The organism is Halpernia humi, from assembly GCF_900108025.1.
In the GTDB taxonomy this organism is placed as follows: Bacteria; Bacteroidota; Bacteroidia; order Flavobacteriales; family Weeksellaceae; genus Halpernia; species Halpernia humi.
The window spans coordinates 160,900-181,059 of sequence record NZ_FNUS01000008.1 but is presented as its reverse complement, the minus strand read 5'-3'; the positions used below and the strand labels follow the sequence as shown (position 1 = coordinate 181,059).

The following is a 20,160-nucleotide window of genomic DNA, read 5'->3' as shown; positions in this document are numbered from 1 at the left end:
AATCTTTAATCAAACCACAACGGATATTGTTGCACCCCGATTTTACTAGATAATATCGTTTTTTCTAATCTTTAATCAAACCACAACATTTGATTTTAAAGTATGAATTTAGTGCCGAATATCGTTTTTTCTAATCTTTAATCAAACCACAACACGGTCAAGCAAATACATTTGAGACCATAAAATATCGTTTTTTCTAATCTTTAATCAAACCACAACACACTTTAGATTTTGCACTTAAGCCTGTTGAATATCGTTTTTTCTAATCTTTAATCAAACCACAACTAGATTGCAGCAGAGTTATTATTTACCTTAAATATCGTTTTTTCTAATCTTTAATCAAACCACAACGGTGATTGGCTACAAAAAGCAGGTTTTGAAAATATCGTTTTTTCTAATCTTTAATCAAACCACAACGCTGCGACACGTTGTGCATCTTTACCTTTGAATATCGTTTTTTCTAATCTTTAATCAAACCACAACACAACAAAGTGGGTGCTTTGTTTATGAAACAATATCGTTTTTTCTAATCTTTAATCAAACCACAACATCGGCACTCGATTTCCGAAGATTACTTTTAATATCGTTTTTTCTAATCTTTAATCAAACCACAACGGCTCACACCTTTACGGTTTAGCACCGACAAATATCGTTTTTTCTAATCTTTAATCAAACCACAACAAACGATTCGCCCGTTGCTTTGTCTTTATCAATATCGTTTTTTCTAATCTTTAATCAAACCACAACAACTGGAAGCAACTCTATAACCTCACACTCAATATCGTTTTTTCTAATCTTTAATCAAACCACAACATGCAAGATTTGCAAAACAAAATCACAGAAAATATCGTTTTTTCTAATCTTTAATCAAACCACAACTAAACTGAATATTATAGTAAGGAATTGCCGAATATCGTTTTTTCTAATCTTTAATCAAACCACAACAACCGTCATTAATTAAATTAACAATTGCATAATATCGTTTTTTCTAATCTTTAATCAAACCACAACAACGCCGTTTATTATTTTTTCTGAGTTGTCAATATCGTTTTTTCTAATCTTTAATCAAACCACAACGGAAAATCCGTTGCAGAAAATCGGGAAGATTTTCCGTTGTGGTTTGGTTGCTTATGACCTCCGAAAAACTGTATGTCAAAGAGCTTCTTTCTAATTTCCTAATATTTCGCGCCAATTCTGTATTGATCTATGGCATCATCTGCTCTTTTATCCAGTAAATCGGTTTCTAGTATTTTTGGATTTTGAATTACAATATTAGTGTAAATTTCAATTGCTAAACCTTCAAATTCATTTTTTTTGTCAATTTCACTTATAAATGCAGAAAATTCAACACCTTGGTCTAACATATTGGCAATCGCAATATTTTCATAAGCAGCCAAATAACCTAATTTGTATTCATTAAAATAAACCTCAACGGCAAATTGGTCATAAGTATTCGCTATTTCTCTTTCAAGTAAAAGTTCTTGACCTAAAGTTAATTGCTTTTTAATTTTTCTAAATTGGTAGTGCATTAAACCTTTCACATAATTGTCATATATTTTTACTGGTTTTTGCGACCATAATGTATTTGGAATGACTAAACCTACCGAACCTAAACCGAATGCTTTTAAAAAATCTGAACGATTCATACTTTTAAAATTTTTCCTGAAACTGAAATTTTTACTTTTATGGGATTATGTGTTAACCATCCATTCTTCCCTAGACCAAAACTATTAATTTGTTGTTTTTCTTCTCCGTTTTGGATGGATGATGTTTTAGCAATTCTAAAATAAAAATCACCAGATGTAAATTTCTGAACTCTATACAAATGCTCTTTTAAATGGTTATAATTTGGATTTTCCCAATTGATTTCATCTTCATTTAATCCCAACAAAAACATATCATTTATTTGCAAAGTTGTAACTATTTTTTTGCCATCAGATGGTAATTTATAAACGGGTTCACCTGTTCTTTTGCGTTCAACTACAGTCCAGAAAGTAACAACTTCTTCTTTTAAATTTCCGTTTTCGTCTTTGTATATTAAAACGTGGTGATTGTTTTGCGGATCAACAAATTGTTTTATTTCATTATTTAATTTTTCCGCATTTCTTAATACTTTCCTAATTCTAACTTTTTTAATTGGAACTGGCATTCTTTCAAAATTTGCAGGCTCAATTATATTTAGGCGAATATATCTTTTGCCTTCATTTGGCATAAAAAAAGATGTTTCTTTTAAAATTTTATCAACTTTTGCCTTAATTTTTTTCACTTTGCTTTTATCTAAATTTTGAACTTTTGAATTCATTTTTTTGAATAAAAGTTTTTCACTTTCCTCAAATTTTTTTATAACGCCTTCAACAATAACTGCTTTTAAATTAAGATCTATGATATTTGTTAATTGAGAAAAACTTAAATTATTAATATCAACTCTATAAACGTATTCGTCTGCTTTACAATTTTTATTATGACCATAATAGGTTTTGTCATGCAATTGCCCACGAACCGACATTCCTTCACTTTTATATGTTTTACCATTTTTAGTGATTTTCTTTGTTATTTTTGTTAAAATATTTTTGTTTTGTTTATGCGAAATCAAAATGCTATTTATTGATTTTTGTGCATCAACATGAAATTCCTTCCAAGGTTCTGCAAAATCTAATTGTTCTTTTTCATATTCATTTCCGCGCTTTTTATTTTCAGATGAAGCATTTCTTCTACTTAATTGTTGGAAATAAGTTTCTTTGGTTAATGCTATCACTAAAGCATCAATTGCATGATGACGATGGTCTTCTCTGTTTTTTTTTGGATCAAATTTTATTTCTCCTGTATATTTATCTACCCAAATTGTTCCTTCTGTTAAAGATTGTCCGTTTTCTAATTCAGGACTTTTGGTTTTTATTGGATAGAATTCATTTACTTCTGAAATAATATCAAACAATACGTAATATTTGCCTTTGCCCTCATTCATTAAAAATTGATGTTGACAGTCCATATCTGAAACAAAAACATTTTCATCATTCGTAATTCCTTGAATTAATATTTGGTTTTCTAGTACTTCTGGTCGTTCGTTTAAGGCTTTTTCAAATTCTACATTTTCAAAATCAATATCAAGAATTAACCAATATTTACCGTCTTCAAGATCTGCATCGCATTCGTACATATAGGAAGAGAAAACGCCTTCTTTTACCGCTCCAAAAAGTAAGATTTGCTTTCCATTTTTCTTTGGTTGGTCATCTTTTTTCGGTTTTTTAAATTTTTTATCTACTATTGATAATTTCGCCCAATAAGTTCCGTTTTCTTTACCTTCTGCATTTATTCCACTTAATCCTTCATGTTTAAATTTTTCTTTTTCAATTTTCCCCCGAACCACAATTTCATTTTCAGTTGATTTTGGTTTTTCCTTAAATACACGAACTATACTTTTTGGATTTGATAAAAGTAATTTTGCCCAATATTCTCCATTTGATAAATTTGGTGCTTTTACTTCAAATTTTACATATTTTTCTTTTGATTTAAAAATTTCATTATCTACAAAGCCAGTTATAGAAGTTTGATTTGCTTTCAATATCGGCTTATCATTATAAATCCGTTGAGATAAAATTGGCACATTATCCTCATCCAAAACGACATAATGAGGAATATGTTTGTTTGCATCAATATGAAGAGCAGGCAAATCTAGAACAAAAGCAGGATGTAAAATATTGTTTAATCCCCACAATTTTCTTAATTCAGCAGTTAAACTTCCTGGCATTACTCTTACGTCTTCGCAAATCTGAGATAAAATTTCTTTTGTTTTTTTACTTATATATCTTGTATCATTTAATTGTCTTTGAATAAAATCATTTGTTTCAAATTTAGTTTTAGATGTGAAGCGTTTTGCTTTTGAATATGGTAAAATTCGAAATGTTCGCCGTTCAATTTCTTCCCAAGATTTAGAACCTCCCCACAAATTCGCATCATTGTTAATTTGATAAAACTCATAAGGTGTTCTTTCACCTTTTAAACCATTAAATTTTGAATCACATAAGGTTTTATTTGCAAAACTATCATCCAACGAAATACTTTTGGGTATAATATGTTCTATTTGCATTTTATTTTCATTTCCCAACACATCAGAAATATTAATTGTCTTATTGGTATAAGGACAAACTGCAACAGTTCCTCTATCCAACATTTCTTGAAATAATAAAACTTTTTGCACATTGTCTCTACTTTGTCTTAAACCATATTCAATAAGAAGTTCTTTTGCTTTCTCATTTTTGGCAGTATTTTCACGAATTTTATATCCTATTTCTTCGCGTTTAGATTTGTTATTTTTTAAATCTCTTCCCAACTCAACTCTAACTTGGTCAAATTTCCCATGTACATCCAATAATTCATTTACTAATCGTCTTACTTCATTTACGCCTTGCTGAACAATTGGATTTCTTAAATCTTCAACAGGTCCAATTTTTTTCTGAAGTTTAACTTCTACAACGTCTTGACTATGATGGTAAAGTTTTTTAAATCTATTATCATTTTCAGTAAAACCAAATTTATAATCTATCAAATATTTTTTTATTTTTTCAATGGCTTCACCCTCTTTATTAGATTTTTGATGATTTATGTACAAAATATCTTTTTCAATTTTTTCGTGAAAATCAATAAACTCATGCCATTTTTTCCCAAAAACATTTCGGACACCTCCTAAAATCACTGCATCACTTAAAAGTTTACCTTCTTTTAAATAAGGTAAAATATTTTTAATTGCTTTTAAAGAAACATTAGAATATCCTTCTTTTAAATTTATTTTTGAAATTTTTTCTATATCATTTTCAGATAAATCAAAATTATCTTGAAGTTTTTTAATTAAAACATCATTATCTTCACAAAAATGGAATAAATGCCAAATGCGCTCATAACCATATTCTATAATATCTTCTTTATTAACGTTTACTACAAATTCTTTTTCTAGTATTTCTTTTGGGAAAATAGAGTTCAAATTTTTAATCATATAATTTCCATTAACTGACGAATCATCTGAATAATTAAAAGTTTCATAGGATAACTTTAACTTCTTTTTTATTTCACTAAATTTAAAATTACCGTCTTTAGAGTTTATCAAGTCTATAACTTGCTTACGTTGGGATTCTTCAAGTCGTTGTTTCTTTCCATATTCAATATTATTCACATATTGATAGGCTCTATATTCTTCATATAAAGGATGTGATAAATGACAAGGTGTTTTTCCTTTCTGAATAAATTTACCATTATCATCTTTTAAATCTGGTTCAAAACGACATTTTGCAAGCAACTTTTTTTGAGAACGTAATGGTCGCTGCCAAAACAATACACTTTCATTACTTTTAAATTTAATTTTACCATCCTCATCCTTTTCAATTCTTCCTGCTAAAAATTCTTTTAATGGAAGTTTAGTTGCAATTTTTAATAAATACTTCGGTTTTTCATTTTTTGAGAGGTTATTATTTAAAGTTATAATCTCAATATTTCCATTACCTTTTATTTTTTTTAGGTGGTTGATTTTTCGTTCATTTTTTTTGTTTTTTAAACTGCCTTTTAATAAAACATTTTTTACATTGGAGTAATAAATATTATCAAGACCTAAATGTTTTGCTTGTCTATTCCAAATTGCTTCGAATTCTGCAATGTACATATCTCGCAAAGTATATCTTGATCTTACACGTAATTCATTTCCTAGTTCATCTTCTATAATTTTAAATGGCTCGCCCTCTTTTGGTAATATTTTAAATAAAAATTTACCCAAAGTTGAATTCTTAATTTGTTCATTAGTTTTATCAATTCCGACTATACCTTCTTTTCCACCATAAATTTTTCCGTCATCTTTCCCTTTTCGATTACTTAAAAAACCTCTTCTTTGTATAAGATGATATAAGACTCTTCCAAATTCAGTTAAAGTTAAATCTTTCGATAATGCTTTGTCTCTCAAAATGTAAGGATTTTGTTTCAACCATAGATTATATGCACTATTTTCTGGAAGAAATAATTCAGGTGCCATTCTACCTTCCTTCTTTTTTATTTTGTCCCATTTACTCCAAACATCAAGTTCAAAATGTTCCAACGGGCACATTTTAAAATTAATCAATGTTCTTAATAATTTTATTTTCCTCAATCTTTTTCTATAAAAACCTCTCCTTGTTTGACGGCTTTCTCGCCTTTTCGCATTTTTACTTTCTTCTTTATCTCCACTTCCAATAGTTTTTGCAACTACTCCTTCAGGAAAAATTCTAACTCCTGTATCAAGTATTTTGCTATTCTTATCATCCACAATCGCCCAACCAATGGAGTTTGTTCCTAAATCTAAACCTAATATTTTTGCCATTACTCTACTATTTTTAATCAATCTTTAAAGTTAAATAAAAAATAATTCTGCATCTTACGGCTAGCCGTAAACAAGTTAAAAAGTTTTTCCCTATATTTGTAACTGATTAAAATTTCTAGTCTTTAATCTTATCACAATAAGGCTATATGCCGTAGATGTAAAATCTTTAGTCCTGCTTCGGTGGGACTTTTTTTTTGCAAATCTGTAATTCTTTAAAAATATATAAATTGTATTGCCCAGTTTAAAAATTTATTTTATTTTTGCAGCCTGTAAACTAACCTCTGACGATAGACGTGAACGTTGCTTTGCTTAAAAATTATTTACAATTAAACAATGGATTTAATTAATTACGTACAAGAAAAGTACATTGAGAAAAAAGATTTCCCAAAATTTAAAGCCGGTGATACAATTACCGCTTATTACGAAATTAGTGAGGGTGCAAAAACAAGAACACAGTTCTTTAAAGGTGTAGTGATCCAAGTTCGCGGGACTGGTGCTACTAAAATGTTTACCATCAGAAAAATGAGTGGTGATGTTGGTGTAGAACGCGTTTTCCCTTTAAATTTACCAGCGCTTCAAAAAATTGAAGTGGATAGAAGAGGTAAAGTAAGAAGAGCAAGAATCTATTACTTCCGTAATCTTCGTGGTAAAAAAGCGAGAATTAAAGACGCTGCTAGAAGATAATACTTCTTTTTATAAAGATACAAAACCACCGAATTTTCGGTGGTTTTTTTTATGTTTGCAACGCTGCAATACATTCTTCTCTAATCTGCCAAAATTCAGAAAACGCAAAGTTTATTTCTGGATGCTCTTGCAAATATTGCTTTAAATAAGTTTGATGATAGTTTGTTTTGAACTCTATCGTTTGATCAGATTGAATTTCAATTTCTTGAACTAAATCTTTTAAAAAATCTTCTGGGGTTGAGTTTTTTCTTGTAAAATCTAGATAGTTCTCGCCTACTTTTAGATAATTGTGCGCTTCCGGCATTTCGGTTAAATGATATTTATCTAACACTTTTGAAATCTTTGTTGAGTTCTGAGAATTCATATTAAAAATACCAAGCATCAATTTTATTTCTTCATGCTTATTTTCTACTGCTAATTCTTTTAATAAGGCGTGTTTTGTGCTGCAAGTTCCACCTAAATCTTCAAAAACGCAGAGTTTGTTGAACTTATTAGTATTTCTTTTATATGCAGAATTTTGCACAAACTTTGAGGCCTGAGCAAAATCAAAGATATCTTGACTGATAAAATATTTTGATATTTTACCTTCTGAAGTTATTTTAAAATTCATAAAAATCTCTTATTTTGGAGGGATAAAGTTACAACATATTTAAAGTTATAAAAAAAGCGCTTCACGAATACCGTGAAGCGCCTTATGTAAAGATAGAATGAAGGTTAATTATTTACCTGCATCCATTTTCTTTTTTAATTCTGCTAAAACATCAATATCACCAAGTGTAGATTTTTCTTCACTTGTAGATGAAATTGCAGCAGATTTACCTGCAGATTTGCTAGAAGATTCTTTTACGTTTTTCTTCTCTTCTTCTTTAAAGATGCCGGTGTGGGAAACCACTACTCTTTTGAATTCTTTATTGAATTCAATAACTTTAAAGTCTGCATCTTCTCCTTTTTTGATTTTAGAACCATCTTCTTTTTCTAATAATCTTGCTGGGCAAAATGCTTCAACTTCTGCATCTTCAAACTGCACCGCTGCTCCTTTATCAAAAACATCAGTTGCTTTTCCGTTATGGATGGTTCCTTCAGCGTATTTGGTTTCAAATTTATCCCAAGGATTTTCTTGCAATTGTTTGTGACCTAAAGATAATCTTCTGGCTTGAACATCAAGTTCAAGAACGATTACATCTAATTTATCGCCAACGTTGCAAAATTCTGATGGATGTTTGATTTTTTTAGTCCAAGAAAGATCAGAAATATAAATTAATCCGTCAATTCCTTCTTCTAATTCTACAAAAACACCAAAGTTTGTGAAGTTTCTCACAGTTCCTGTGTGTGTAGAACCAACTGGATATTTAGATTCAATATTCGTCCAAGGATCTTGGTTCAGTTGTTTCATACCAAGAGAAATTTTTCTATCTTCTCTATCTAAGGTTAAAACTTCTGCTTCTACTTCGTCACCCACTTTCACGAAATCTCCGGCGCTTCTTAAGTGCGTGCTCCAAGACATTTCAGAAACGTGAATTAATCCTTCCACACCTGGTGCAACCTCTACGAATGCGCCATAATCTGCAAGAACAACTACTTTTCCTTTTACTTTATCACCAATTTTAATATTTTCACCTAAAGCATCCCACGGATGAGCCTCAAGTTGCTTCATACCTAATTGGATTCTTGTTTTATCTTCATCAAAATCAAGAATTACCACTTTCACAGTTTCACCGTCAGAAAGAACTTCTGATGGATGGTTTACTCTGCTCCAAGATAAATCTGTAATGTGAATCAAACCATCTACACCACCTAAATCTACAAATACACCATAAGAAGTGATGTTTTTCACAGTTCCTTCTAATACTTGTCCTTTTTCTAATTGTGCGATGATTTCTTTTTTCTGACCTTCGATATCGGCTTCGATAAGCGCTTTGTGAGATACAACAACGTTTTTAAATTCTGGGTTGATTTTCACAACTTTAAATTCCATTGTTTTTCCAACAAATTGATCGTAGTCTTTAATCGGTTTCACATCAATTTGCGAACCTGGTAAAAATGCTTCTAAACCGAAGACATCTACAATCATACCGCCTTTTGTTCTAGATTTTACTAAACCATTAACAATTTCGCCTGATTCATGAAGCTCATTTACTCTATCCCATGCTTTTAATGTTCTCGCTTTCTTGTGAGATAGTTGCAATTGGCCAGTTTTATCTTCTCTTTTGTCCACCATTACTTCCACTTCATCACCTACTTTTAGGTCTTGGTTGTAACGGAATTCGTTTAGAGAAATTACACCTTCAGATTTAAAATTAATATCTACAATCGCTTCTCTATCTGTTAATCTTACCACTTTACCAGTGATAATGTCAGAATCTCCTAAATCATTGAGAGAGCCATTATAAATTTCTTCTAATTCTTGTTTTTCTGTTCTATCTTCAGCGTTTAGTCCGCTTTCAAAAGATTCCCAGTCAAACGCTTCTGGTGCTACGTTTTGGTTTACTAAAACCTCCTCGTTTTTTTGTGTGTGTTGGCTTTGGCTTTCTACAACCTCTTCCGGTGTGTTTGTCGTTTCTGACATATTAAAAAAAATTTGTATTCCTTAAATTTCAGTTTTGGTAAATGTGGTAACCTGAAAAATATGGAAGTTGTTAATTATTAAGACTTTACTTTCCCAAAATACTTCCCACAAAAGTGGTGCAAAAGTACAACTTTATTTTGAAATATTATATTAATTTAAAAGACAAATTAAGAATTACAATATTTTATTTGGGCAACTTAATCCGCCCTCCGTTCCTGCTTCCGCAACACCTAGGATTTCTTTACAAGTTGAGATGCGTTAATCTTTTCGCCAAAAAAACTATCATGTTATACGTATTTCAGAAGTAAAGTTCACCACTTAAAAACTTCAAAACATATACTTTTCTCAAAATCCTATTTAATATCATATTTTTTTTAAAATTATAATCGATCTTAAATTCTTATATTTACGAAAATAATTTTTATGACTTTTGAAACAAAAGAAAACATCAAAATGATTGCAGAAACTGCAAGAGATTTTGCTGAAAAAAATATTAGGCCACACATTATGGATTGGGACGAGAGCCAAACCTTTCCCGTTGATTTATTTCACCAACTAGGTGAAATGGGTTTTATGGGTATCGTAATTCCCGAAAAATATGGTGGTTCTGGTTTAGGCTACCACGAATATGTAAGTATTTTAGATGAAATTTCACAAGTAGATCCCTCAATCGGTTTATCTGTTGCCGCGCACAATTCGCTCTGTACCAATCATATTTACGAATTCGGAAATGAAGATCAACGCCATAAATGGTTACCACAATTGGCTTCCGGAAAAGTAATCGGCGCTTGGGGATTAACCGAGCACAACACAGGGTCAGATTCAGGCGGAATGTCTACAACGGCTGTGAAAGATGGCGATGAATGGGTGATCAATGGTGCAAAAAATTTCATCACACACGCTATTTCTGGCAATATTGCAGTTGTAATGACAAGAACAGGCGAAAAAGGGGCAAAAAATAATTCTACAGCTTTTGTTTTAGAAAAAGGAATGGCCGGTTTTACTTCTGGAAAAAAAGAAAATAAACTAGGAATGCGCGCTTCAGAAACCGCTGAACTTATTTTTGATAATGTGAGAGTGCCCGATGCAAATCGTTTAGGCGAAGTAGGTTCTGGTTTTAAACAAGCCATGAAAATTCTTGATGGCGGTAGAATTTCTATTGCTGCATTAAGTTTAGGACTCGCCCGTGGCGCTTACAAAGCCGCTTTAAAATACGCGCAAGAAAGACATCAATTTGGAAAATCTATCTCTAGTTTCCAAGCGATTAATTTTATGTTGGCCGATATGGCAACAGAAATTGATGCCGCTGAACTTTTAATTGAACGCGCATCAGAAATGAAAAATAATAAAGTGGTGATGACTAAAGAAGGCGCAATGGCAAAACTTTACGCTTCGGAAGCTTGTGTGAGAATCGCTAACAATGCCGTTCAGATTTTTGGAGGTTATGGTTATACTAAAGATTTTCCAGCAGAAAAATATTACCGAGATTCTAAACTTTGCACCATTGGCGAAGGCACTTCAGAAATCCAAAGATTGGTGATCGGGAGAGAGATTACGAGATAATTTTTAACTAAATAGTTTTAAAAGCACCTTTTTTAGGTGCTTTTTTTTGTTTTCAGATTCTAATCTAATTTTTTATTCTTAATATCTTATATCATTTTGTCAATAAAATTACTTTAAAAGATTGAACTCCTCCGGAGTTCTTTTTCAATCTTATTCATTTTTTCTACAAAGATATTGCTCCTATGGAGCATTTTTATTTTTCGGAAAATTCAAAGATAAAATGGTATTATAAAGTAAAAATGAAGATTTTTCTAAATGAAAAAAATATTTTTTTCAATTTTTTGCAGTCTCTTAATTTGCAGATTTAATTCTTATAATACACGATTTCAACTCTGTTTTTTTTTATGTTGTTATTTCCTTATTTTTGCAACATTATTAAATAAAAATTATGTTCAACAGTTTACAGGATAAATTAGATAAAGCACTCCACAATATAAAAGGCCGCGGAAAAATCACGGAAATAAATGTGGCAGAAACGGTGAAAGAAATTCGCCGCGCACTTGTAGATGCCGATGTAAATTATAAAATCGCTAAAGATTTAACGAAAAGAGTTCAAGATAAAGCTTTAGGACAGAATGTTTTAACAAGTTTAAGCCCGGGACAATTGATGACGAAAATTGTTCACGATGAGTTGGTAGAATTAATGGGCGGTTCGCAAGAAGGCATCAATCTTTCTGGGAAACCAAGTGTTGTTTTAATTGCAGGTTTGCAAGGTTCTGGTAAAACTACTTTTTCGGGTAAATTGGCCAATTATTTAAAACAAAAAAAAGCAAAAAATCCATTATTAGTTGCTTGTGACGTTTACCGACCAGCGGCAATTGAGCAGTTGAAAGTTTTAGGAAAGCAAATTGGCATCACAGTTTATACGGAAGAAGAAAACAAAAACCCTTCTTCTATTGCCCAGAATGCGATTAATTTTGCCAAAGAAAATAAGCACGATGTTGTAATTGTTGATACCGCCGGACGTTTGGCTATTGACGAAGCCATGATGAACGAAATAAAAACTGTTCATCAAACTATAAAACCTACTGAAACTCTTTTCGTAGTTGATTCTATGACGGGGCAAGATGCTGTAAACACTGCAAAAAGCTTTAACGATACTTTAAATTTTGATGGTGTAGTTTTAACGAAATTAGATGGTGATACACGCGGTGGAGCAGCTTTGACGATTAGAACCGTCGTTGAAAAACCGATAAAATTTATTTCTACAGGAGAGAAAATGGAAGCTCTGGATTTATTCTATCCAGAAAGAATGGCAGACCGAATTTTGGGAATGGGTGATGTAGTCTCTTTGGTAGAGCGCGCCCAAGAGCAATTCGACGAAGAAGAAGCCAAAAAACTCCATAAAAAAATTGCCAAAAATGAATTTGGTTTTGATGATTTCTTGAAACAAATCAATCAAATCAAAAAAATGGGAAATATGAAAGATTTGATGGGCATGCTTCCTGGTGTGGGAAAAGCCATCAAAGATGTAGATATTAATGACGATGCTTTTAAACACATCGAAGCCATCATTCACAGTATGACACCAGATGAACGAAGAACACCGTCACTCATTAACACAACCAGAAAACAAAGAATTGCGCGTGGCGCAGGAAGAAAAATTGAAGATGTAAATGCTTTGATGAAACAGTTTGAACAAATGGGAAAAATGATGAAAATGATGCAAGGCCCACAAGGCAAACAAATGATGCAGATGATGAGCAAAGGAATGCCAAAAGTACCCGGAATGGGCGGCAATTTATTTGGAAAATAAATTCTAAATAGTAAAAATCAAAAATCCTAAGCGACTTGCTTAGGATTTTTTTAATGAAATAATTTAATTGATGATTACTATTTAAAGTTTTTAGAAATACCAACAGTAACGCCTTGTCCAAAAGAAAAACCAAAAGAATTTGTTTTGGTATCCAAACCTTTTACTTTAGAATTTTCATATCCTATTCCTCCGATATTAAAGTTAAGCCCAAAAGAATTTTTCATATTAATGAACAAATTTGGTGTAAATCTCACACCAAAACCTTCTGTTTTTGTATCTGTATAAGAAACCGTATTTCCAACAAAATTTGGACTTGTTACCTTACCACTTGTTGCATAAATATCTAAATCTCCATATACAGAAAACAAATCGCTAAGAGGCATGCTATATCTGCCAAAAATGCCATATTGAAAAGCGTTGTTTTTAGATTCAGTATTTATTGAACTCCCTTGCTGATTAAAACTTACCGTTTGTGTACTTGTACCTACACCTAGTTTTACACCTGCAGTTAGATGATCTGTAAACTGATAACCAACAGTAGGATTAAAAGCGAAAACATCTGCTTTCATTTCTGATGTTGCTCCAGTTGCATTTGAAGTAGTTTTAGATGTGTTATAAGAAATATCACCTTGCACTAAAACAGAACCTTTCTGTGCATTCATCAAGCCAAAAAGCGCTACAGCACTTGCTAATACTAATTTTTTCATTCGATTTTTTTTTAAAATTGGCTGCAAAAGTAGTTCAAAACTTCGTATCAAATTGGGAATATGAGATAAATCACAAAAGCAAAAAAACCACTAAAAAAAGTGGTTTTTATAAAATATTCTAAAAATAAACCTTTTAATCCATTCTTTGCTTCTTATCTTCCTCCGCATAAGCCACAATTATTTTTCGCACCACGGGATGTCGCACTACATCTTCTTCTGTAAGATGTACAAAACCAATTTCATTTACATTTTCTAGAATGCGCATCGCTTCCCGAAGACCAGATTTTTGTCGCATCGGCAAATCTACTTGGCTCGGATCGCCGGTTATAATGAATTTGGCGTTCATTCCCATTCTGGTGAGAAACATTTTCATTTGCGAATGGGTTGTATTTTGGGCTTCATCTAAAATCACAAAGGCTTCATCCAAAGTTCTTCCTCGCATAAATGCCAATGGCGCCACTTCTATCACATTTTTTTCTATAAAACCTTCCAATTTTTCGTGCGGAATCATATCGCGCAAAGCATCATAAAGGGGTTGCAAATAAGGATCTAATTTTTCCTTTAAATCGCCGGGTAAAAAACCCAAACTTTCGCCCGCTTCCACTGCAGGTCGCGTTAAAATAATTCTTTTTACCTCTTTTTCCTTTAATGCTTTCACCGCCAAAGCAACACTGGTGTAAGTTTTTCCTGTTCCAGCTGGCCCAATCGCAAAAACCATATCTTTTTTCTCCGTTTCTTTAACGAGTTTTTTTAGATTGGTGGTTTTGGCTTTTATAACTTTTCCGTTTATGCCTTTTACAATTACATCATTGTCAAAAACCAATTTTTTCTCCTGTTCATCTTTAATCCTCAAAATACTTTCTACATCTTTTATATTAATGGTATTGTATTTTTTAATGAAAGACACCAAATCATTCAATTTTACTTCAAAAATATCGAGCGCTTCTCTGTTGCCTTTAGCAAAAATAAAATTATCTCTTCCCGTGATTTTTAAAGTCGGAAAACTAGATTTTATTAAATTAAAAAATTGATTATTAACACCGTAGAAAGATTTTACATCTATTTCAGAAATTTCGTAGTTTAGTTCAAGCATTCACTTTTTTATTAAATTTTATATCACAAAATTGATAAACTAAATTTAAAATAAATATTTTAAATCACACTATTTTAATTGAATCAATTGCGAGAAACTTTTTATTCTTAACTAATTAAATTAAATTTGCACCCAACAAAATACTTCGTTTTTTAACCAAAATTTTTATGCCTTTAATTACTTTAACATCAGATTATGGTCTTGTAGATCACAGAGTTGCTGCTATAAAAGGTAAAATTTTGAGCATGAATGAAGATGCGAAAATTGTAGATATTAGCCACGAAATAAACGCTTTTCACCTTACGGAAACCGCTTACGTGGTGAGAAATTCCTACATCCATTTTCCTTTAGGAACAATTCACATTATTTCTGTGGATAGTTTTTATTCTAAAGACCGAAAATCTATTTTGTATAAAGCAAACGGGCATTATTTTATTGCTGCAGACAACGGTTTATTGTCATTAATTTTCTTTGATGTAAAGCCTGAAGCAATCTACGAAATTACTTTAAACAACCGTTTTGATGATGAAGTAAAATTTGCAAGTACTGATATTTTCGCTCCTGCAGCCGTACATTTGCAAAACGGTGGTTTGCCAGAAGTCATTGGCAGAAAAATAACAGACCCTGTTCAACTAACCTTTCCGCGCGCAGTTTACAACGAATCTGAAAAAATCATCGTTGGACAGATTATGTACATTGATAATTTCGGAAACGCTATTTCCAACATTTCAAAAAAGTTTTTTGAAAAAATAAATGCGGCGCACGATAGTTACATCGTGAAATTCAGAAACCTTTCGCTCAATAATATTTACGAGCGCTACACTGCCTTCATCCCAAATTGGGAAAATGAAACGCAATACCACGGCAAATCTATTGCGATTTTTAATGATGCAGATTTATTAGAAATCAGCATTTATAAAGGCAATAAAAACAACGGCGCTAAAACACTTTTGGGCATCAATCTTGGCGAAGGTATTTTCGTGGAATTTTCTTAATTTTTAAAATTAAAATAAATATTTTTTGGCAGTTTGAAACTCCAATATTAAACTTTGAAAAAACTTTGCGCTAATTGCGTAAAAAACATTGCGCTCATTGCGTAAAAAACATTGCGCTCATCGCGTGAAAAACATTGCGCTCATTGCGTAAAAAACATTGCGCTCATTCCATGAAAAACTTTGCGCTCATTCCATGAAAAACTTTGCGCTCATTGCGTGAAAAACTTTGCGCTCATTGCGTGAAAAACTTTGCGCTCATTGCGTAAAAAACTTTGCGCTCATTGCGTGAAAAACATTGCGCTCATTGCATGAAAAACTTTGCGCTCATTGCGTGAAAAACTTTGCGCTCATTGCGTGAAAAATCTTGGTATTTATTAAGAAAAAATCTTGGCGTGAAAAAAAAATACTAAATTTGCAAAATAGAAAAAACTATGTTATACCTTATTATCAAAGCGCTTCACATCATTTTTATGGTCAGTTATTTTGCGGGGATTTTTTACCTTGTGCGCTTATTTGTTTATTACAAAGACACAGATTCTTTTACGGAAGAAAAAAAAATTATTCTACGCGAGCAGTATCTTTTTATGATGCGCCGTTTGTGGAATATCATCACTGTGCCGGCATTTGTAATAATGACCGTTTGCGGAATTATAATGATATTTTTAAATCCTTATTTACTGCATGCGCCTTGGTTTCATTTAAAACTTACTTTTTTAGTGGGCTTGTTTTTTTACCATTATTGGGCTTGGAAGAAAATTTTACAAATAAAACTTTTAGCAGGAAAAGACTTGCCTATTTCGAATTTAAAGCTTCGCCAATTCAATGAAATTGCTACTTTTCTTTTATTTTTAATTGTAATCACGGTGATTTTAAAATCTACAGTAATTGATTATTGGTGGCAATTAATTTTAGGATTTTTCGTTTTGGTTTTTATAATTACATTAACAGTTAAATTAGTAAATAAGTCTAAAAAATGATGTTTCCAAACTTTTTACTTTAACCTTTTTACTTTTTACTTAAAAAACTATGCTTGCAATTTTTAAAAAAGAGCTTTGGTCTTATTTCGGTAGTTGGAGCGCTTGGCTAATTTTAGGTGCTTTCAGTTTACTGGGAACGCTTTTTCTTTTTTTCTTTGATAATGATTTCAATATTTTCGAAATCGGAATGGCGAGTTTGCAAAGCTATTTCGTGCTTGTTCCATGGTTGCTAATGTTTATTCTTCCCGCTTTATCCATGAAAAGTTTAGCAGAAGAAGAGCAAAACGGCACTTTAAGTTGGCTTTTTTCTCAACCTATAAAAATTTCTGAAATAATAATAGGAAAATTTTCAGCGGTATTTTTAATTGGGATTTTATGCCTTTTGCCTTCTCTCATCTATTTTTACACCGTTTACGTTTTAGGCGTTCCTGAAGGAAATATTGATTTGGGCATGACTTTCGGGAGTTATTTTGGTTTAATTTTATTAATCGCAGCATTTTCCGCCATCGGAATTTTAGCGAGTTCACTTTCCAAAAACCAAATTATGGCTTACTTGGTAGGTGTTTTTCTTTGTTTTATTTTATACTTTGGCATCCAGCAATTGGCATCTTATAAATTATTAGGCGGCGCAGATTATTTGCTACAAAACTTAGGATTTTATCAGCATTACATTGGTTTTTCTCGTGGTTTGGTAGATAGCAAAGATGTTTTTTATTTTCTTTTTGTGATTGGTTTGGGTTTATTTTTGGCTAAAGTTTTTGTTGAAAAGAAGAAATAATTTTTAAAATGAATAAAAAGAAAATCATCTATTTATTTTTGGCCTTAATATTAATTTTGGGCGTTTTTGGTGTTTTTAAATTTCGTTGGGATTTAACCCAAGAAAAGCGCTACACACTTTCAGATGCGACTGTAAAAGTTTTAGAATCTGTGAAACACCCAATGCAAATTGATGTGTATCTCGATGGCGATTTCCCTGCAAATTTTAAACAACTTCAAAATGAAACCCAATTTTTGTTGGAAGAATTTCAAAAAGTAAATCCAAAAATAGATTTTAAATTTATAGATCCCATAAAAACCAAAATGTCGCAAGATACTTTGCAAGCCATGGGCATGCAACCTTCCATTTTGCCCGATATGAAAGATGGCAAAATTTCGCAAATTGTGATGTTTCCTTTTGCGACGGTTAAATACAATTCTTATGGTTCTACAATTCCATTAATTGTAAGCCAAAACGGTTTAGATGCCTCGGATCAACTTAATAAATCTATAGAGAATTTAGAATACAACTTCGTTTCCAGCATTAAACAAATGACGGAAGAACGAAAAAAAAATGTGGGTTTTTTAGTCAATCAGCAAGAACTAGATCCCGAACATTTTCAAGGATTTTTGCAAATGGTGCTCGAAAATTATAATGCAGGACCTATCATCCCAGAAAACAAAACAGAACTTTCCTTAGCTGACGTTCCGAAATTAAAAAATATGGATGCTTTGGTCATCGCAAAACCGAGAAAAGCTTTTACTGAAAAAGAAAAAGTAATTCTAGACCAATACATCATGAACGGCGGCAAAACTTTGTGGCTCATAGATGCCGTAAACGCTGAAATGGACAGTCTTTATCAATCAAAAAAAATAATGGCTTACCCGATGGATTTGAATATGACGGATTTCTTTTTTAATTATGGTGTTAGAATAAATCCTGCTTTGATGAAAGATTTAAAAAAATCTGCGCTAATAAGAATTGTTTCGGGCGAAGTAGCGGGAAACCCACAATATAGCAGTTTTATGTGGCCTTATTTCCCACTTGGTATTGCAGATAATAACAATCCAATCACAAAAAATATTAATCCTGTAAAGTTCGAATTTCCCACGTCAATCGATACTTTAAGTAGAAAAAACATTAAAACAAATGTACTTTTTGAAAGTAGCGACAAAACTTTACTCAAAAGCGTCCCCAATTATGTCTCGCTTGCAGAAATCATAAAAGCCGATTCTTTAAGCGAAAATGAACATTTAACGACGCCAAAAATCTTTGCTGTAAGTTTGGAAGGAAAATTCACCTCGGCTTATGCTACAAGAATAGAAAAAAATTCTTATCCCAATTTTAAATCACAAAGTACTGATAATAAAATGATTGTAGTTGCAGATGGCGATGTTGCACGCAACCAAGTTTGGAAAGGGAAAGCTTTGCCTTTGGGCGAAGACATACTCACAAAACAAACTTATGGAAATGCACAATTTCTTCAAAATTCTTTAGATTATCTGTTTGATTCTAATTTGATGGCACTGCGAAACCGAAATATTGAAGCCAGATTGCTCGATAGAGAAAGAATCAACGATGAAAAAACAAAATGGCAATGGCTGAATTTGCTTTTACCTTTGGGGATTTTAGCAATTTTTGGTACTTTTTTCCTTTGGTTTAGAAAACGGAAATTTTCTTAGTTTAAATTGCAACTAATCGAAAAAGACACAATTTTTATTCGTGTTTTCGTGGCAATAAGAGACCAACTATTTTCTTAATTAAAAAAAACTGACACAAGTTTTTAAAGTATTAGAAACCAATAACTACAAAACTTGCGACTGCAATTCTATTGCTTTGCCGAAGAATTTTTTCGAAATTTTCTCGAAATTTTTAGTAATGTCTGAAAGGTAGAAATCGTAAGTCGGCTGGGGATTTTGTTCGTTTAATAAATGTCTTTTCTCCAACGAATGCCGCACTTGGTTGGCTACGATATTTGGCGAATCTATCACGCGAACTCGGTTTCCGTAATACTGTCGGATTTCATCTATCAACAAGGGATAATGTGTGCAACCTAAAATTAGAGTTTCAATGTTTTTTAATTTTTGATTGCTCAAATAATGGTAAATTATGGAATGTGTAATCGCGTGATTCTTGAAACCTTCCTCTATTGCAGGAACGAGAAGCGGCGTTGCCAATTCATCTACTTTTATAAATTTATTGTGCTTCCGAATACTTTTTCGGTATAAACCAGAATTAATGGTCGCTTTAGTCGCGATTACACCAACGTTTGTGTGAATTTCAAAAGCCACTTTTTCCGCCACAGGATTGATGACATCAAAAACCAAGGCTTGGTTATTTACCACTTCCACAACTTCTTTTAAAGCGTTTGCTGTGGCAGAATTACAAGCGATTACAATCGCTTTGCAATTTTTTTCTAAAAGGAATTTTGCAATTTTTACAGAATATTCAATAATCGCTTCCTTGGATTTATCGCCGTAAGGTAAATGTTTTGTATCGCCGAAATAAATGAGATTTTCTTGCGGCATTAAACGTTTAATCTCTTTAGCAACGGTTAATCCACCAACGCCAGAATCAAAAATACCGATGGGTTGTGTGGCGGAAAGTTGCGCGAAATCTATTTTTTCTGTTTTCAAAAGTTGGATGTTGTAAACACAAATTTAATGATTTTTTGGAAACTTTTAATACTTCATTTCTTAATACAACTGACACAAATAATTTTTTC

General features: G+C 32.0%; 14 protein-coding genes and 1 CRISPR repeat array (1 of these 15 only partly in view). Of the genes, 7 read left to right on the top strand and 7 right to left on the bottom strand.

The window, feature by feature from the left end; genetic code table 11:
• Positions 1–1,077: a CRISPR direct-repeat array (repeat unit 36 nt; unit sequence AATATCGTTTTTTCTAATCTTTAATCAAACCACAAC); it reaches 674 nt to the left of the window's first position.
• A 98-nt stretch (positions 1,078–1,175) separates the two neighbouring features.
• The gene (locus tag C4S29_RS14430) at positions 1,176–1,646 is read right to left on the bottom strand and encodes an HIRAN domain-containing protein (protein WP_103914813.1); all 471 of its coding nucleotides are present in this window, start codon (positions 1,644–1,646) and stop codon (positions 1,176–1,178) included.
• Positions 1,643–6,337, bottom strand: a complete 4,695-nt coding sequence (gene cas9 / locus C4S29_RS14425) for a type II CRISPR RNA-guided endonuclease Cas9 (protein ID WP_103914812.1) — start codon at positions 6,335–6,337, stop codon at positions 1,643–1,645. The genes C4S29_RS14430 and cas9 overlap by 4 nt, the downstream gene beginning before the upstream one ends.
• Before the next feature lie 333 nt (positions 6,338–6,670).
• Here cas9 and rplS point away from each other — a divergent pair, with 333 nt between their 5' ends.
• Positions 6,671–7,021, top strand: coding sequence for a 50S ribosomal protein L19 (rplS, locus tag C4S29_RS14420; protein WP_103914811.1), 351 nt, complete (start codon positions 6,671–6,673; stop codon positions 7,019–7,021).
• A gap of 49 nt (positions 7,022–7,070) precedes the next feature.
• Here rplS and C4S29_RS14415 read toward each other — a convergent pair whose 3' ends face one another.
• Entirely contained in the window at positions 7,071–7,631 is a 561-nt protein-coding gene (locus C4S29_RS14415; RefSeq protein ID WP_103914810.1) for a hypothetical protein, read from the bottom strand.
• 108 nt (positions 7,632–7,739) lie between these two features.
• Positions 7,740–9,587: a 30S ribosomal protein S1 gene (rpsA, locus tag C4S29_RS14410; protein ID WP_103914809.1), complete on the bottom strand. Its 1,848-nt coding sequence runs from the start codon at positions 9,585–9,587 to the stop codon at positions 7,740–7,742.
• Positions 9,588–10,010: 423 nt separating this feature from the next.
• On the opposite strand from rpsA, the gene C4S29_RS14405 reads away from it, so the two are divergent.
• Positions 10,011–11,150: an acyl-CoA dehydrogenase family protein gene (locus tag C4S29_RS14405; RefSeq protein WP_103914808.1), complete on the top strand. Its 1,140-nt coding sequence runs from the start codon at positions 10,011–10,013 to the stop codon at positions 11,148–11,150.
• 388 nt (positions 11,151–11,538) lie between these two features.
• The gene (gene ffh / locus C4S29_RS14400; protein WP_103914807.1) at positions 11,539–12,906 is read left to right on the top strand and encodes a signal recognition particle protein; all 1,368 of its coding nucleotides are present in this window, start codon (positions 11,539–11,541) and stop codon (positions 12,904–12,906) included.
• A gap of 77 nt (positions 12,907–12,983) precedes the next feature.
• Here the strand turns inward: ffh and C4S29_RS14395 are convergent, their stop codons facing one another.
• Together C4S29_RS14395 and C4S29_RS14390 are read right to left on the bottom strand one after the other, a co-directional pair.
• A complete protein-coding gene (locus C4S29_RS14395; RefSeq protein ID WP_103914806.1) occupies positions 12,984–13,613 on the bottom strand; it encodes an outer membrane protein in 630 nt (209 codons plus the stop codon).
• A 133-nt stretch (positions 13,614–13,746) separates the two neighbouring features.
• A complete protein-coding gene (locus tag C4S29_RS14390; RefSeq protein WP_103914805.1) occupies positions 13,747–14,706 on the bottom strand; it encodes a PhoH family protein in 960 nt (319 codons plus the stop codon).
• A 167-nt stretch (positions 14,707–14,873) separates the two neighbouring features.
• Here C4S29_RS14390 and C4S29_RS14385 point away from each other — a divergent pair, with 167 nt between their 5' ends.
• The 4 genes from C4S29_RS14385 (at position 14,874) to gldG (ending at position 19,117) form a co-directional block, all read left to right on the top strand.
• Positions 14,874–15,701 carry an SAM hydrolase/SAM-dependent halogenase family protein gene (locus tag C4S29_RS14385; protein ID WP_103914804.1) on the top strand — a complete coding sequence of 276 codons (828 nt, stop codon included), beginning with the start codon at positions 14,874–14,876 and terminating at the stop codon, positions 15,699–15,701.
• A 431-nt stretch (positions 15,702–16,132) separates the two neighbouring features.
• Positions 16,133–16,678: a CopD family protein gene (locus tag C4S29_RS14380; RefSeq protein ID WP_103914803.1), complete on the top strand. Its 546-nt coding sequence runs from the start codon at positions 16,133–16,135 to the stop codon at positions 16,676–16,678.
• Between the two features lie 49 nt (positions 16,679–16,727).
• The gene (locus tag C4S29_RS14375) at positions 16,728–17,456 is read left to right on the top strand and encodes an ABC transporter permease subunit (RefSeq protein WP_103914802.1); all 729 of its coding nucleotides are present in this window, start codon (positions 16,728–16,730) and stop codon (positions 17,454–17,456) included.
• A gap of 8 nt (positions 17,457–17,464) precedes the next feature.
• On the top strand, positions 17,465–19,117 hold the full coding sequence (gene gldG / locus C4S29_RS14370; protein ID WP_103914801.1) for a gliding motility-associated ABC transporter substrate-binding protein GldG: 1,653 nt from the start codon (positions 17,465–17,467) through the stop codon (positions 19,115–19,117).
• Positions 19,118–19,240: 123 nt separating this feature from the next.
• Here gldG and murI read toward each other — a convergent pair whose 3' ends face one another.
• Positions 19,241–20,071 carry a glutamate racemase gene (murI, locus tag C4S29_RS14365; RefSeq protein ID WP_103914800.1) on the bottom strand — a complete coding sequence of 277 codons (831 nt, stop codon included), beginning with the start codon at positions 20,069–20,071 and terminating at the stop codon, positions 19,241–19,243.
• Positions 20,072–20,160: the final 89 nt, after the last annotated feature.

Bases quoted from the DNA above. Each gene is read 5' to 3' on its own strand.
- C4S29_RS14430 (WP_103914813.1), bottom strand. From the start codon at position 1,646: ATGAATCGTTCAGATTTTTTAAAAGCATTCGGTTTAGGTTCGGTAGGT.
- cas9 (WP_103914812.1), bottom strand. From the start codon at position 6,337: ATGGCAAAAATATTAGGTTTAGATTTAGGAACAAACTCCATTGGTTGG.
- rplS (WP_103914811.1), top strand. From the start codon at position 6,671: ATGGATTTAATTAATTACGTACAAGAAAAGTACATTGAGAAAAAAGAT.
- C4S29_RS14415 (WP_103914810.1), bottom strand. From the start codon at position 7,631: ATGAATTTTAAAATAACTTCAGAAGGTAAAATATCAAAATATTTTATC.
- rpsA (WP_103914809.1), bottom strand. From the start codon at position 9,587: ATGTCAGAAACGACAAACACACCGGAAGAGGTTGTAGAAAGCCAAAGC.
- C4S29_RS14405 (WP_103914808.1), top strand. From the start codon at position 10,011: ATGACTTTTGAAACAAAAGAAAACATCAAAATGATTGCAGAAACTGCA.
- ffh (WP_103914807.1), top strand. From the start codon at position 11,539: ATGTTCAACAGTTTACAGGATAAATTAGATAAAGCACTCCACAATATA.
- C4S29_RS14395 (WP_103914806.1), bottom strand. From the start codon at position 13,613: ATGAAAAAATTAGTATTAGCAAGTGCTGTAGCGCTTTTTGGCTTGATG.
- C4S29_RS14390 (WP_103914805.1), bottom strand. From the start codon at position 14,706: ATGCTTGAACTAAACTACGAAATTTCTGAAATAGATGTAAAATCTTTC.
- C4S29_RS14385 (WP_103914804.1), top strand. From the start codon at position 14,874: ATGCCTTTAATTACTTTAACATCAGATTATGGTCTTGTAGATCACAGA.
- C4S29_RS14380 (WP_103914803.1), top strand. From the start codon at position 16,133: ATGTTATACCTTATTATCAAAGCGCTTCACATCATTTTTATGGTCAGT.
- C4S29_RS14375 (WP_103914802.1), top strand. From the start codon at position 16,728: ATGCTTGCAATTTTTAAAAAAGAGCTTTGGTCTTATTTCGGTAGTTGG.
- gldG (WP_103914801.1), top strand. From the start codon at position 17,465: ATGAATAAAAAGAAAATCATCTATTTATTTTTGGCCTTAATATTAATT.